The following is a 15,295-nucleotide window of genomic DNA, read 5'->3' on the forward strand; positions in this document are numbered from 1 at the left end:
TTTCTGAGTTGAGGAATCACACGTAATGAGCGATATGGCAGAGCGCCTCGCGCTACATGAATTCACGGAAAACGCCTACCTGAACTACTCCATGTACGTCATCATGGACAGGGCATTGCCGTTTATCGGGGATGGCCTGAAGCCCGTTCAGCGTCGCATCGTCTATGCGATGTCCGAGCTGGGGCTGAACGCCACCGCCAAGTTCAAGAAATCCGCCCGTACCGTCGGTGACGTACTGGGTAAATACCATCCGCACGGCGACAGCGCCTGCTATGAAGCGATGGTGCTGATGGCCCAGCCGTTCTCTTATCGTTACCCGCTGGTGGACGGTCAGGGGAACTGGGGGGCACCGGACGATCCGAAATCCTTCGCGGCGATGCGTTATACCGAATCCCGCCTGTCTAAATATGCCGAAGTGCTGCTGGGCGAACTCGGCCAGGGGACGGTGGACTGGGTGCCAAACTTCGACGGCACGCTGCAGGAGCCGAAAATGCTGCCTGCGCGTCTGCCGAATATCCTGCTGAACGGCACCACCGGTATCGCGGTCGGTATGGCGACGGACATCCCGCCACACAACCTGCGTGAAGTGGCGAAAGCCGCCATCACCCTGATTGAACAGCCGAAAACCTCGCTGGACGAGCTGCTGGATATCGTTCAGGGGCCGGACTTCCCGACCGAGGCTGAGATCATCACCTCGCGTGCCGAAATCCGCAAAATCTACCAGAACGGCCGTGGCTCCGTACGCATGCGCGCGGTGTGGACCAAAGAGGACGGCGCCGTGGTGATCACCGCGCTGCCGCATCAGGTCTCTGGCGCCAAGGTGCTGGAGCAGATCGCCTCCCAGATGCGCAATAAAAAGCTGCCAATGGTGGACGACCTGCGCGATGAATCCGACCACGAGAACCCAACCCGACTGGTGATCGTGCCGCGCTCTAACCGCGTGGACATGGAGCAGGTGATGAACCACCTGTTCGCCACCACCGACCTGGAAAAAAGCTACCGCATCAACCTGAACATGATCGGTCTGGACGGACGCCCGGCGGTGAAAAACCTGCTGGAGATCCTCTCCGAATGGCTGACCTTCCGTCGCGATACGGTGCGCCGTCGTCTGAACCACCGTCTGGAGAAAGTGCTTAAGCGCCTGCATATCCTCGAAGGTTTGCTGGTCGCGTTCCTCAATATCGATGAAGTCATTGAGATCATCCGTACCGAGGACGAGCCGAAGCCCGCGTTAATGTCGCGCTTTGGTATCAGTGAAACCCAGGCCGAAGCGATCCTCGAACTGAAGCTGCGCCATCTCGCTAAGCTGGAAGAGATGAAGATCCGCGGTGAGCAGAACGAGCTGGAAAAAGAGCGCGATCAGCTGCAGGCGATCCTCGCGTCCGAACGCAAAATGAACACCCTGCTGAAGAAAGAGTTGCAGGCCGATGCCGATGCCTTCGGCGACGACCGCCGTTCTCCGCTGCATGAGCGCGAAGAAGCGAAGGCGATGAACGAGCATGACATGCAGCCTTCAGAGCCGGTCACCATCGTCCTGTCCCAGAGCGGCTGGGTGCGTAGCGCCAAAGGCCATGATATCGATGCGCCGGGGCTGAGCTACAAAGCGGGCGACAGCTTCAAGGCGGCCGTGAAAGGCAAGAGCAACCAGCCGGTGGCGTTTATTGACTCCACGGGCCGCAGTTACGCCATCGATCCGATCACGCTGCCTTCCGCGCGCGGTCAGGGCGAACCGCTGACCGGCAAGCTGACGCTGCCGCCGGGGGCGACGGTTGACCACATGCTGATGGAAGCCGACGACCAGAAACTGCTGTTGGCCTCTGATGCGGGTTACGGCTTTATCTGTACCTTTAACGATCTCGTGTCACGTAACCGTGCCGGTAAAGCCATGATCAGCCTGCCGGATAACGCACACGTTATGCCGCCGCTGGTGGTTGAGAACGAGAGCGACATGCTGCTGGCCATCACGTCTGCCGGGCGCATGCTGATGTTCCCGGTCAGCGACCTGCCGGAGTTGTCAAAAGGGAAGGGCAATAAGATCATCAACATCCCGTCGGCGGAAGCCGCGAAAGGTGAAGATGGCCTGGCGCATCTCTTCATTCTGCCGCCGCAGAGCACGCTGACCATTCATGTCGGCAAGCGTAAAATCAAGCTGCGTCCGGAAGAGTTGCAGAAGGTGGTGGGCGAGCGCGGACGCCGCGGTTCGCTGATGCGCGGTCTGCAGCGTATCGACCGCGTGGAGATCGATTCTCCTGCACGCAGCAACGCGGGCGACAGCGAAGAGTAACGCGTTTCGATCCCCCTCTGTTCCGGAGGGGGATATCCAATAAAATTTCCCGTAAAACCGTTGTTAATTCGTGCGTTGCGATTAACAATACGCGCTCGTAATAAAGTCCTTACCTGGCCACAGGTGAAGTATAATTGTCAGCTGTCAGGGCTTCAGAGGTCGCTATGCTATACATTGTTCGTCTTATTCTTACCGTTATCTACTGCATTCTGGTCTGTGTTTTCGGCTGCATCTATTGCCTGTTCAGCCCGCGTAACCCGAAGCATGTCGCCACCTTCGGCCACATGTTTGGTCGTCTTGCACCGCTGTTTGGCCTGAAGGTTGAAAAGCGTCTGCCGGAAGGGGCGGAGAATTTCGGTAACGCCATCTATATCGCAAACCATCAAAATAATTACGATATGGTGACCGCCTCTAACATCGTGCTGCCGCCGACCGTGACGGTGGGTAAGAAGAGCCTGCTGTGGATCCCCTTTTTCGGCCAGCTCTACTGGCTGACGGGTAACTTGCTGATTGACCGTAATAACCGCGCAAAAGCGCACGGTACCATTGCGGAAGTGGTGAACCACTTCAAAAAGCGCCGCATTTCTATCTGGATGTTCCCGGAAGGCACGCGCAGCCGCGGTCGCGGTCTGCTGCCGTTTAAAACCGGGGCGTTTCATGCCGCAATTGCGGCGGGCGTTCCAATTATTCCCGTGTGTGTTTCCAATACATCGAATAAGATTAATCTTAACCGCCTGAATAACGGGCTGGTGATTGTCGAGATGCTGCCGCCGGTCGATACCAGCAAATACGGTAAAGATCAGGTCCGCGAGCTGGCAGCGCACTGCCGTGAACTGATGGTTCAGCATATTGCTCAGCTCGACAAAGAAGTCGCAGAGAGAGAAGCCGCCGGGAAGATCTAATCCGGCGTTAAAAGGGAAAACGAATTCCCGCGTTGTTAGTCGTTTCAGATGGAGCTTATATGTCACTCAGTCGGCGTCAGTTTATTCAGGCTTCAGGGATCGCCCTTTGTGCGGGTGCGATGCCGCTGACAGCCAGCGCCGCCGGGCAGCAACAGCCGCTGCCCATTCCGCCGTTGATTGAATCCCGTCGCGGGCAGCCGCTATTCCTGACGCTACAGCGAAGCCACTGGTCGTTTACCCAGGGAACCCGCGCGCCGGTCTGGGGCATTAACGGGCGCTACCTTGGGCCGACCATCCGCGTGTGGAATGGCGATGACGTAAAGCTCATCTACAGCAACCGCACGCCTGAAAATGTGGCGATGACCATCAGCGGGTTGCAGGTTCCCGGCCCGTTGATTGGCGGGGCCGCGCGCATGATGTCGCCTAACGCCGACTGGGCTCCCGTACTGCCAATCCGTCAGAGCGCGGCGACGCTGTGGTATCACGCTAATACCCCTAACCGCACTGCCCAGCAGGTTTATAACGGCCTGGCCGGGATGTGGCTGATAGAAGACGAGGTCAGTAAATCTCTGCCCATTCCAAACCACTACGGCGTGGATGATTTCCCGGTCATTATCCAGGACAAGCGTCTGGATAACTTTGGCACACCGGAATACAGCGAGCCGGGCAGCGGTGGCTTTGTTGGCGACACGCTGCTGGTCAACGGCGCGCAAAGTCCGTATGTCGAAGTCTCGCGCGGCTGGGTTCGCCTGCGTCTGCTGAACGCCTCTAACTCGCGCCGCTATCTGTTGCAGATGAGCGATGGCCGCCCGCTGCATGTGATCTCTGGCGACCAGGGCTTTTTACCGGCGCCGGTGTCCGTTAAACAGCTGGCGCTTGCCCCGGGTGAACGCCGTGAAATCCTCGTGGATATGACCAACGGCGATGAAGTCTCGGTGACCTGCGGCGAAGCGGCGAGCATTGTGGATCGCATTCGTGGCTTCTTTGAGCCGTCGAGCATTCTGGTCTCCACGCTGGTGCTGACCCTGCGCCCAACCGGTCTCCTGCCGCTGGTGACCGACAGCCTGCCCATGCGCCTGCTGCCGCAGGAGATCATGAGCGGTTCGCCGGTGCGCAGCCGTGATATCAGCCTCGGCGACGACCCGGGCATCAACGGCGCGCTGTGGGACGTTAACCGTATCGACATTACTGCCCAGCAGGGCACCTGGGAGCGCTGGACCGTTCGCTCCGACATGCCGCAGTCGTTCCATATTGAAGGTGTGTCATTCCTGATCCGCAACGTGAACGGCGCGATGCCATTCCCGGAAGACAGGGGCTGGAAAGACACCGTCTGGGTGGATGGTCAGGTTGAACTGCTTGTCTACTACGGCCAGCCTTCCTGGCCGCACTTCCCGTTCCTGTTCCACAGCCAGACGCTGGAGATGATGGACAGGGGCTCCGTAGGGCAAATGCTGGTTAACCCGGCGCCGTAAGCACAGCATTCCCGGTGCGCCGGGAATGCGTTATGCCCGCCAGAAAAAGCGCGAGCACAGGATCAACACCGGATAAATTTCCAGACGTCCTAAGATCATCGCCGCGCACATCAACAGCTTGGCCTCTTCCTTTAACGTCCCGAAGGTTGATGCCGTTTCGCCAAAGCCCAGCCCCATATTGTTGATACAGGCAGCCACCGTCGCAAATGATGTAAACAGGTCATAGCCCATCAGATTGAGCGCCCAGACGAAAAAGCCTGTGATCATCACGTAGAGAAAGAAGAAGCTCCATACTGAACGCAGGACGCGCTCATTCACCACGCTGTTGCCAACCTTGATGGTCAGCAGCGCCCGCGGATGCGCCAGCTGATTCATCTCCTGAATACTCTGCTTGAACATCATCAGAAAACGCAGGGCCTTAATCCCACCGCAGGTCGAACCCACGCAGCCACCAAAGAAGCTGGCGCTCAGCAGCAGGAATATGGTGTGGGCAGGCCAGTGGGCGTAATCGGCCGTTGAAAGGCCGTTATCGGTCATCATTGAGCTTGCCAGGAAGAAGGCGTGCACCAGGCTGTCGAGAGGGTTATACATTCCCGCGTGCCAGACCTGCCAGGCGGTAATGGCGATAAGCACCGCGGCAGCGGCCAGAAAGAATCTCACCTCCGGGCTGCGGCGAATCGGCTTCAGCGTGCGTCTGACAAGGGCGACATACCAGAGGGTAAAGTTAAACGCCGAAAGCAGCGAAAAGGTGCCGGCGACAAGCTCAATCGCGTGGCTGTCATAAAAACCGATGCTCTCGCTGCGGGTTGAAAAGCCGCCCAGGGATACGGTGGAGAGCCCGTGACAAACGGCATCAAAAAAGGGCATCCCCGCCAGCCAGTACGCCAGCGTGCAGGTTATCCCCAGCGCCAGATAGGTGACCCACAGGGTGCGTGCGGTATCGGCGAGCCGGGGCGTCAGACGCTCCTCTTTAAACGGGCCGGGCATTTCTGACTGGTACAGCTTCATACCACCGATGCCCAGCAGCGGCAGGACCGCGACGGCCAGCACGATGACGCCCAGCCCGCCAATGAAATTGAGCTGCGCGCGATAATAGAGGTACGATTTGGGCAGGGCGCTGACGTCGCCGATCACCGTTGCGCCCGTGGTGGTGATCCCGGAAACGCCTTCAAAAAGTGCGTCAGCAAAGGAGAGTTGCAGGCCATCGTCCATCCAGAGCGGCATGGCGCTGATTAATGAGAACAGCAGCCAGAACAGGACGATAATCACGAATCCGTCGCGGGTGCGTAGCTGTATACCGGCGTGACGGGTTGCCCGCCAGGCCAGGCCGCCGAGGCTGAAAAAGGTCAAAAAGGTGGTCAAAAAAGCAAAATAGGTTCGCTCTTTATTCAGCAGAGCGATAACCATCGGCGGCAGCATAGACAGGCTGTACAGAAGAACCAGAAACCCGCAGAGATGAAGCACAACCCGCAGCTGGGAGACATGTAACGAATCGTTGAACTTCACAACAGAACTCCGCGCAAGAACCTGTTCCGGGGGAAAATCACCGGAAGTTAGAGTGAATATTATGAGCCAAAATAATCAGGGCGCTGTATTTTAACGACTTCTATGAATATCTGTCTGCCTCTTGCATCCTTTTCTTCAAATCCGGCGGATGAACAGCGTATAATCCGGCTCCTTTTGTCTATTTTTTCTTCGGAAGCATTATGAGCGCAATTTCCCTGATCCAGCCGGATCGTGACCTTTTCTCGTGGCCCCAGTACTGGGCGGCCTGCTTTGGACCGGCGCCGTTCCTGCCGATGTCCCGGGAAGAGATGGACCAACTGGGCTGGGATAGCTGCGATATCATTCTGGTCACGGGCGATGCCTACGTTGACCACCCGAGCTTCGGTATGGCCATCTGCGGCCGCATGCTTGAAGCGCAGGGCTTCCGCGTGGGGATCATCTCCCAGCCAGACTGGAACAGCAAAGACGACTTTATGCGTCTGGGTAAACCGAACCTGTTCTTCGGCGTGACCGCCGGTAACATGGACTCGATGATCAACCGCTATACCGCCGACCGTAAGCTGCGCCATGACGATGCGTACACACCGGATAACGTGGCGGGCAAACGCCCTGACCGCGCCACGCTGGTCTACACCCAGCGCTGTAAAGAAGCCTGGAAAGATGTGCCGGTGATCCTGGGCGGCATCGAGGCGAGCCTGCGTCGTACCGCGCACTATGATTACTGGTCTGATACCGTGCGCCGCTCGGTGCTGGTGGACTCCAAAGCCGACATGCTGATTTACGGTAACGGCGAGCGTCCACTGGTAGAAGTGGCGCACCGTCTGTCGCAGGGCGAGCCGGTGAGCAGCATCCGCGACGTGCGCAACACCGCCATCATGGTGAAAGAAGCGCTGCCGGGCTGGCGCGGGGTGGATTCCCGCATCATCGATATGCCGGGCAAAATCGATCCTATCCCGCACCCGTATGGCGAAGATCTGCCGTGCGCCGATAACAAACCGGTTGAGCCAAAGAAAGCGGAAGCGAAGGCAATCGTCGTGCAGCCGCCGCGTCCGAAACCGTGGGAAAAGACCTATGTGCTGCTGCCGTCCTACGAGAAGGTGAAAGCCGATAAGGTGCTCTACGCCCATGCGTCCCGTATTCTGCACCATGAAACCAACCCCGGCTGTGCGCGTGCGTTGATGCAGAAGCACGGCGAGCGTTTTATCTGGATCAACCCACCGGCGATCCCGCTCTCCACCGAAGAGATGGACAGCGTCTTTGCGCTGCCGTACAAACGCGTGCCGCACCCGGCGTACGGCAACGCCCGTATCCCGGCGTATGAGATGATCCGCTTCTCGATCAACATCATGCGCGGCTGCTTCGGCGGCTGCTCCTTCTGCTCCATTACCGAGCACGAGGGGCGCATTATTCAGAGCCGTTCTGAAGATTCGATCATCAACGAGATCGAAGCCATTCGCGATACCGTGCCTGGCTTTACCGGGGTGATCTCCGACCTCGGCGGCCCAACGGCCAATATGTACATGCTGCGCTGTAAATCGCCGCGCGCGGAGCAAACCTGCCGCCGTCTCTCCTGTGTCTATCCAAGCATTTGCGAACATATGGACACCAACCACGAGCCGACGATCAACCTCTATCGCCGCGCGCGTGATCTGAAGGGTATCAAGAAAATCCTGATTGCCTCCGGGGTACGTTACGACATCGCTGTGGAAGATCCGCGTTACATCAAAGAGCTGGCGACGCACCACGTCGGTGGCTATCTGAAGATTGCGCCGGAGCACACCGAAGAAGGCCCGCTGTCGAAAATGATGAAGCCGGGGATGGGCAGCTACGATCGCTTTAAACAGCTGTTCGATACCTACTCAAAGCAGGCAGGGAAAGAGCAGTACCTGATCCCGTACTTCATCTCCGCCCACCCGGGTACGCGCGATGAAGACATGGTGAACCTGGCGCTGTGGCTGAAACAGCGTCGCTTCCGTCTGGATCAGGTGCAGAACTTCTATCCGTCACCGCTCGCCAACTCCACAACCATGTACTACACCGGCAAAAACCCGCTGAGTAAAATTGGTTACAAGAGTGAAGACGTGGTGGTGCCGAAAGGGGATAAACAGCGTCGTCTGCACAAAGCGCTGCTGCGCTACCACGATCCGGCTAACTGGCCGCTGATCCGCCAGGCGCTGGAAGAGATGGGGAAAAAGCATCTGATTGGCTCGCGTCGCGACTGTCTGGTGCCGGCACCAACGCTGGATGAGATGCGCGAAGCGCGTCGCCAGAACCGCCATACGCGCCCGGCGCTGACCAAGCATACGCCAATTGTGCATCAGCGTTCGAACGGTAGCGCGGGAACGAAAAAGAATGTGAAACGTAAGAGCGGCTAGTCTCATTGCCCGGTGGCGCTTCGCTTACCGGGCCTACAACTCAGATCGTAGGCCGGGTAAGGCGCAGCCGCCACCCGGCTTTTTACTACCCGCCAAACTGATCCGGATCGGGCCCTAAACGCTTGCCCTGATCCAGTTTCGCAATCTCGCCCAGCTCATCTTTATCCAGGCGGAAATCCCAGACGTCGAAGTTCTCGGCGATGCGCGATGGCGTGACCGATTTCGGGATCACTACCAGGCCGTTGTCCAGGTGCCAGCGAATGACAATCTGCGCCGGGGTTTTGCCATATTTATCCGCCAGATCGCGGATAATTTTCTGGTCGAACACCCCTTCACCGCCCTGAGCCAGCGGGCTCCAGGATTCGGTCTGGATTTTGTGTGTGGCGTTCCAGGCGTGAAGCTGGCGCTGCTGCATCAGCGGGTGCAGTTCAATCTGATTAATCACCGGCACAACGCCCGTTTCGTCAATCAGACGCTGCAGGTGATGAACCTGGAAGTTACAGACGCCGATGCTTTTCACCAGCCCCTCTTTTTGCAGTTCAATCATCCCTTTCCAGGCATCAACATAATGGTCGATAGCCGGAACCGGCCAGTGCATCAGATACAGATCGACGAAATCGAGCTGGAGTTTCTCCAGGCTCTCCTGCAGCGCTTCGCGCGGGCGCTTTTGGTCGTCGTTCCACAGTTTGGTGGTGATAAAAAGGTCGTCGCGGGGCATACCGGCGCTGGCCAGTGCTTTCCCCACGCCGTCCTCGTTTTTGTAGGCGGCGGCGGTATCAATGGACCGATAGCCGACTTCCAGTGCTTTATGAATGGCGGAGACGACCTCGTCGTTACCGGCTTTCCATACACCTAGCCCCAACTGGGGCATCACGTTGCCGTCCTGCAGCTTGATTACGGTTTGGTTTGCCATTTTTCCTCCTTCAGGTGCGCATCGCCGGAGGGGGACTCCGGCGATGGGGTGTGCATTAAGTCTGGACGAAATGTCAAAAAACGAAAGGCAGGATGCCAAAAACGCTTAGCGCGCCGCCTCGTAGATACGACGGCTAACGTCCAGCGTAATGTCGCCGTGTTCGCCCAGCTGAGTCATGCCGTGTTCTTCAAGTTTAGCCAGCAGGGCAGGGATAGAACTGCCATCCAGACCATAGCCGGACAGACGCGTCGGCACGCCCAGGCCTTCAAAGAAGTTGCGGGTCGCTTCGATTGCCGCATCGATACGCGCGTCGTCAGAACCTTCGGTGATGTTCCAGACGCGTTCCGCGTACTGCAGCAGTTTGGCGCGTTTGGTATCACGTTTTTCGTTCCACAGGGCCGGCAGAACCACCGCCAGCGTCTGGGCGTGATCCAGACCGTGCATCGCCGTCAGTTCATGGCCCAGCATGTGGGTTGCCCAGTCCTGCGGCACGCCTGCGCCAATCAGGCCGTTCAGCGCCTGCGTTGCAGCCCACATCACGTTGGCACGCACGTCGTAGTTTTCTGGCTCTTTCAGCGCCTTCGGACCCTCTTCGACCAGCGTCAGCAGAATGCCTTCCGCAAAACGATCCTGAATTTTGGCATCCACCGGATAAGTCACGTACTGCTCAACGGTGTGAACAAAGGCGTCGACCACGCCGTTCGCGACCTGACGCGCGGGCAGGGTGTAGGTGTACACCGGATCGAGGATCGCGAATACGGGCTGAACGTGCTCGTTCATAAAGGCCTGTTTGTCTCCGGTGGTTTTACGGGAGATCACCGCGCCTTTGTTGGATTCAGAACCGGTGGCTGGCAGGGTCAGCACGGAGCCCATCGGGATCGCGCTTTTAATGTCGCTGCCGCGGGTTTCCAGGATATGCCATGGGTCGATACCGTCGGCGTAGTGTGCTGCCGCGGCGATGAACTTCGTGCCGTCCAGCACGGAACCCCCGCCGACAGCCAGCAGGAAGGTGATGTTTTCTTCGCGGGCGATTTTCACCGCGTTCATCAGCGTTTCATAAGAAGGGTTTGGCTCGATACCGCCAAACTCGCGCACGTCCAGACCTTCCAGTGCGCTGTAAACCTGATCCAGCACGCCGGTTTTTTTCACGCTGCCGCCACCGTAGGTGATCAGCACGCGGGCGTCAGCGGGGATCTGTGCACGCAGATCGGCGATAGCGCCTTTACCAAACAGGATGCGGGTTGGGGTGTGGAGATTAAAATTATTCATGGCTCGTTCCCTATCGTGGGTGAAAAATCGTGGTGGCGCGGATGGCTACCTGATGCTGCACATTGTGGCTGCCCGGGGATATCCTCTCAATGCACATTCCTGCCGATGTCTTGCCCATTTCTACAGAGCACTGGAGAAACGTCAGGAAAATGCGCAGACTGTGAGGGTCGCAAACCGTACCCGGAGTAACCCTAAATGAACCGTGAAGCCATCTGTCTTCAGCTCACTTCGCAGATTAAGAGGCTGATTGATAAGCAAAATAACCCAGGCGAACTGCTGCCGGATATTCGCCTGCTCTACGGGACGCAGCCGGGAACGCGGACGCCGGTGATGTATCAGCCGGGCATCGTTTTTCTCTTTTCCGGCCATAAAATTGGTTATATCAATGAACGCGTGTTCCGTTATGACACCAATGAATATCTGCTGCTGACAGTACCTTTACCCTTCGAATGTGAAACCTTCGCGACAGAGGAGGTACCGCTGGCGGGGATCCGCGTGAATGTCGATATTCTTCAGCTACAGGAGCTGCTGATGGACATTGGCGAAGACGAGCTTTTCCAGCCGTCGATGGCGGCGAGCGGCATTAACTCAGCCACGCTGTCAGAGGAGATCCTCTGTGCCATTGAGCGTCTGCTGGACGTGATGGAGAGGCCGCTGGATGCGCGTATTCTGGGTAAGCAAATCATCCGCGAAATTCTCTATCATGTGCTGCTGGGGCCGGGGGGTGGGGCACTACTGGCGCTGGTCAGTCGGCAGACCCACTTCAGCCTGATAAGCCGCGTGCTCAAGCGCATCGAAAGCCAGTACACGGAAAACCTCAGCGTTGACCAGCTGGCGGCGGAAGCGAACATGAGCGTCTCGGCGTTTCACCACAACTTTAAGTCGGTGACCAGCACCTCGCCGCTGCAGTACCTCAAAACCTACCGGCTGCATAAGGCGCGGATGCTGATGATCCACGACGGCATGAAGGCCAGCGCGGCGGCGATGCGGGTCGGGTATGAGAGTGCGTCGCAGTTTAGTCGGGAGTTTAAGCGCTACTTCGGCGTCACGCCGGGGGAAGATGCGTCACGCATCCGAACCATGCAGGGAGTCTGACGGCAAACGTAGGCCGGGTAAGCGATAGCGCCACCCGGCTTTTATTTATGCACTGCAGTACTTCTTCTTAATCACCACCGCAATCGTTCCCACCAGTCCAGCCACCAGCAGGAACATCGGCAGCACCATCAGGAAGGTCATTACCTGGTCTTCATGGTGCTTCACAAACGGGATCATGTTCAGCGCATAGCCGAGAGTGGTAACGACACCCACCCATAACAACGCGCTCAGCCAGTTGAAGAACTGGAAGCGGCGGTTCGACAGGCCGGAAATGCCTGCCATGGTGGGCAGCAGGGTGCGAACAAAGGCCAGAAAACGCCCGGCCAGCAAGGCCAGCAGGCCATGCCTGTCAAACATGCAGGTCGCACGCTGATGGTATTTATGCGGTAGCTGCGCCAGCCAGCCCTTCACGACGCGCGTGTTGCCGAGCCAGCGGCCCTGCAGATAGCTCAGCCAGCAGCCCAGGCTTGCCGCGGAGGTGAGGATCACCATGGTCGGCGCGAAGTCCATGACACCTTTACCGATTAACGCCCCCGCAAGCAAAAGGAGGCTATCACCGGGTAAAAATGAGGCTGGCAGTAATCCATTTTCCAGAAACAGGGTCGCGAACATCACGAAATAGACGATACCTACAACGTGAGGATCGGTCAGTGCGGCGAAGTCGTGTTGCCAGAGCGCCGCGATAATATCTTGAATAACAGCCATGGACTTTCCTGTGGAACAACAGATATAGCACTATTGTACTCCCTTATTTGCCCGATGGGGTTGATCGCGGGCGCAACTAATGCAGACTTTTCTGGTGGCGGTGTCCACAAAAGCATCCATGGAGTACATGTTTGCCAGCACTCTACACGATACGCGCAAACCCTGCTGCTAAATCGGCAATTAAATCGTCCGCGTTTTCTAAACCGATATGCAGGCGAATCAGGGTGCCGCTGAAGTCCACTTCACCGCCAGGGCGCAGGGCCGCAATCTGCTCCGGCTGATTAGGCAGGATCAGGGATTCAAACCCGCCCCAGGAGTAGGCCATGCTGAAGAGGGTAAAATTATCCAGATAGCTTGCCAGCTCGTCATTATTCAGCCGTTTTTTTAGAACGAATGAGAACAAACCGCTGCTGCCCGTAAAGTCTCGTTGCCAGAATTCATGCCCTTTACTGCCCGGCAGTGCCGGATGGTTGACGCGCTCAACCTGCGGGTGCTGCGCCAGCCACTCAGCTATCTTCAGGCTGCTTTCGTGATGCTGACGCAGGCGCACCCCCAGCGTGCGGATGCCTCGGCTGGTCATGTAGGCGGTATCGGCATCGACCATCTGCCCCATCAGGTAGGCATTTTCCCGCAGTTGATCCCAGCAGCGGGCGTTAGAAACGGCCGTGCCGATCATCCCGTCTGAGTGGCCAATCAGATATTTGGTCGCCGCCTGAATGGAGATATCAATGTCGAATTCCAGCGCTTTAAACAGCACGCCCGCCGCCCAGGTGTTGTCGATCATGATAATCGCCTCTGGCGCTTTGCTGCGCACGGCTTTCACAATGGCCGGCACGTCGTGTACTTCCATGGTGATCGAACCCGGAGATTCCAGGAACACAATGCGCGTGTTGGGCTGAATAAGCTCTGCGATGCCTTCGCCAATCAGCGGATCGAACCAGCCCGTGGTTACGCCGAGTCGGGAGAGGATTTTGGTGCAGAAATCCTGACTCGGTTCATAGGCGGTGTTGGTCATCAGAATATGGTCGCCTTGTTCCACGAACGCCAGAATGGTGTTGGCGACTGCCGCCGCACCGCACGGAAACAGCGCGCAGCCTGCGCCGCCTTCCAGCTCGCACATGGCTTCCTGCAGTGAGAAGTGGGTTAGCGTGCCGCGACGTCCGTAAAACAGCCCGCCTTTGGCGCGGTTACGCGTGGCGATTTTTTTGTCCTCTACGGTATCAAACACCAGCGAGGAGGCCCGTTGGATCACGCTGTTCACCGAACCCTGAGTATATTTCTTGCTGCGCCCGGCCTGTACCAGCGTGGTATCAAGATGCTTCTTGGTCATGTTCGCTAACCCTGTTTTTATACGTCTGGACGTCCAGACTACCACGAATGTGAAAATCTGCACCCGGATGCTTATCGAATAAGCAGAAAATATTAGCAAAAAACCGCATAAGAAATTTTTACTGCGTAAGCGCAAGGAATATGAGCGAAAATTGCGGCACTATGTAAATAGTAATGAGAACGACTATCAATTCGACGATGTTTTGATATTATTACGTTCAGATTTTGTGATTTGCGTCCTGGAGATACAGAGTGGGTAATAATTTGATGCAGACGGATCTCTCCGTTTGGGGCATGTATCATCATGCTGACATCGTGGTTAAGATTGTGATGATCGGCCTGATTCTGGCGTCCGTGATCACGTGGGCTATCTTCTTTGGCAAGAGCGCCGAGCTGATTTCTCAGAAGCGCCGCCTCAAGCGTGAGCAACAGCAGCTGGCTGAAGCCCGCTCTCTGGATCAGGCGTCTGACATGACCTCATCCTTCCACGCGAAAAGCCTGACCACCCTGTTAGTTAACGAAGCGCAAAACGAGCTGGAACTCTCCGCAGGCAGTGAAGATAACGAAGGTATTAAAGAACGTACCGGCTTCCGTCTGGAGCGTCGCGTCGCCGCCGTGGGTCGCCATATGGGCCGGGGCAATGGATATCTGGCGACCATCGGGGCCATCTCGCCGTTCGTGGGGCTGTTCGGTACGGTCTGGGGCATCATGAACAGCTTTATCGGGATTGCGCAAACCCAAACGACGAACCTGGCGGTAGTTGCACCGGGTATCGCCGAAGCGCTGCTGGCGACCGCTATCGGTCTGGTTGCGGCGATCCCTGCGGTGGTTATCTATAACGTCTTCGCGCGCATGATTGGCAGCTATAAAGCCACCCTCGGTGACGTCGCCGCGCAGGTTCTGCTGCTGCAAAGCCGCGATCTTGATCTGAATGCCAGTGCCGCTAAACCGGTGCACGCGGCGTCCAAACTGCGCGTAGGTTAATGAATTATGGCAATGCGTCTTAATGAAAATCTGGACGATAACGGCGAAATGCATGAAATCAACGTGACGCCGTTTATCGACGTTATGCTGGTTCTGCTGATTATCTTCATGGTTGCTGCGCCGCTGGCGACGGTCGACGTGAAGGTAAACCTGCCGGCCTCGTCCAGCCAGCCGCAGCCGCGCCCGGAAAAGCCCATCTATCTGTCGGTGAAAGCAGATAAATCGATGTTCCTCGGCAACGACCCGGTGACGGCTGACTCTGTCATCCCGGCGCTGGATCAGCTCACTGGCGGTAAGAAAGACACGACGGTCTTCTTCCGTGCGGATAAAACCGTTGATTACGAGACCATGATGAAGGTCATGGATACGCTGCATCAGGCGGGTTATCTGAAGATTGGACTGGTCGGCGAAGAGAAAGCGGCCGCGAAATAACGAAGAAGCTGGCGAAAGCCGGCTTTTTT

At 57.2% G+C, this 15,295-nt stretch carries 12 protein-coding genes; 7 read left to right on the forward strand and 5 right to left on the reverse strand.

Annotated features, from left to right (window positions below; translation table 11 throughout):
- The first annotated feature begins 25 nt into the window (after positions 1-25).
- The 3 genes from parC to ftsP all read left to right on the forward strand — a co-directional run bounded on the left by parC (position 26) and on the right by ftsP (position 4,658).
- Positions 26-2,284 carry a DNA topoisomerase IV subunit A gene (parC, locus tag VF709_RS19815; RefSeq protein WP_038983486.1) on the forward strand — a complete coding sequence of 753 codons (2,259 nt, stop codon included), beginning with the start codon at positions 26-28 and terminating at the stop codon, positions 2,282-2,284.
- 164 nt (positions 2,285-2,448) lie between these two features.
- Entirely contained in the window at positions 2,449-3,186 is a 738-nt protein-coding gene (gene plsC / locus VF709_RS19820) for a 1-acylglycerol-3-phosphate O-acyltransferase (protein ID WP_013098722.1), read from the forward strand.
- Positions 3,187-3,245: 59 nt separating this feature from the next.
- Positions 3,246-4,658 (forward strand): cell division protein FtsP, encoded by a 1,413-nt coding sequence (ftsP, locus tag VF709_RS19825; protein ID WP_013098721.1) that lies wholly within the window; start codon positions 3,246-3,248, stop codon positions 4,656-4,658.
- A 30-nt stretch (positions 4,659-4,688) separates the two neighbouring features.
- On the opposite strand, the gene VF709_RS19830 is transcribed toward ftsP, so the two are convergent.
- On the reverse strand, positions 4,689-6,164 hold the full coding sequence (locus tag VF709_RS19830) for a TrkH family potassium uptake protein (RefSeq protein WP_013098720.1): 1,476 nt from the start codon (positions 6,162-6,164) through the stop codon (positions 4,689-4,691).
- A 200-nt stretch (positions 6,165-6,364) separates the two neighbouring features.
- On the opposite strand from VF709_RS19830, the gene VF709_RS19835 reads away from it, so the two are divergent.
- A complete protein-coding gene (locus VF709_RS19835; RefSeq protein WP_038420579.1) occupies positions 6,365-8,539 on the forward strand; it encodes a YgiQ family radical SAM protein in 2,175 nt (724 codons plus the stop codon).
- 85 nt (positions 8,540-8,624) lie between these two features.
- Here the strand turns inward: VF709_RS19835 and dkgA are convergent, their stop codons facing one another.
- Both dkgA and yqhD read right to left on the reverse strand, forming a co-directional pair.
- Complete coding sequence (gene dkgA, locus VF709_RS19840) at positions 8,625-9,452, reverse strand: 2,5-didehydrogluconate reductase DkgA (protein ID WP_023619916.1); 828 nt, start codon at positions 9,450-9,452, stop codon at positions 8,625-8,627.
- Between the two features lie 105 nt (positions 9,453-9,557).
- A complete protein-coding gene (gene yqhD, locus VF709_RS19845; RefSeq protein ID WP_013098716.1) occupies positions 9,558-10,721 on the reverse strand; it encodes an alcohol dehydrogenase in 1,164 nt (387 codons plus the stop codon).
- A 195-nt stretch (positions 10,722-10,916) separates the two neighbouring features.
- Here yqhD and VF709_RS19850 point away from each other — a divergent pair, with 195 nt between their 5' ends.
- A complete protein-coding gene (locus VF709_RS19850) occupies positions 10,917-11,816 on the forward strand; it encodes an AraC family transcriptional regulator (protein WP_023619917.1) in 900 nt (299 codons plus the stop codon).
- A 45-nt stretch (positions 11,817-11,861) separates the two neighbouring features.
- On the opposite strand, the gene yghB is transcribed toward VF709_RS19850, so the two are convergent.
- Entirely contained in the window at positions 11,862-12,521 is a 660-nt protein-coding gene (gene yghB / locus VF709_RS19855) for a DedA family general envelope maintenance protein YghB (RefSeq protein WP_013098714.1), read from the reverse strand.
- A 142-nt stretch (positions 12,522-12,663) separates the two neighbouring features.
- Positions 12,664-13,851: a cystathionine beta-lyase gene (gene metC / locus VF709_RS19860; RefSeq protein ID WP_013098713.1), complete on the reverse strand. Its 1,188-nt coding sequence runs from the start codon at positions 13,849-13,851 to the stop codon at positions 12,664-12,666.
- A gap of 251 nt (positions 13,852-14,102) precedes the next feature.
- On the opposite strand from metC, the gene exbB reads away from it, so the two are divergent.
- Entirely contained in the window at positions 14,103-14,834 is a 732-nt protein-coding gene (gene exbB / locus VF709_RS19865; protein ID WP_013098712.1) for a tol-pal system-associated acyl-CoA thioesterase, read from the forward strand.
- A 6-nt stretch (positions 14,835-14,840) separates the two neighbouring features.
- Complete coding sequence (gene exbD / locus VF709_RS19870) at positions 14,841-15,266, forward strand: TonB system transport protein ExbD (RefSeq protein WP_014833267.1); 426 nt, start codon at positions 14,841-14,843, stop codon at positions 15,264-15,266.
- Positions 15,267-15,295: the final 29 nt, after the last annotated feature.

Source organism: Enterobacter sp. Lyrl_3, from assembly GCF_051948675.1.
Taxonomy (GTDB): domain Bacteria; phylum Pseudomonadota; class Gammaproteobacteria; order Enterobacterales; family Enterobacteriaceae; genus Enterobacter; species Enterobacter cloacae.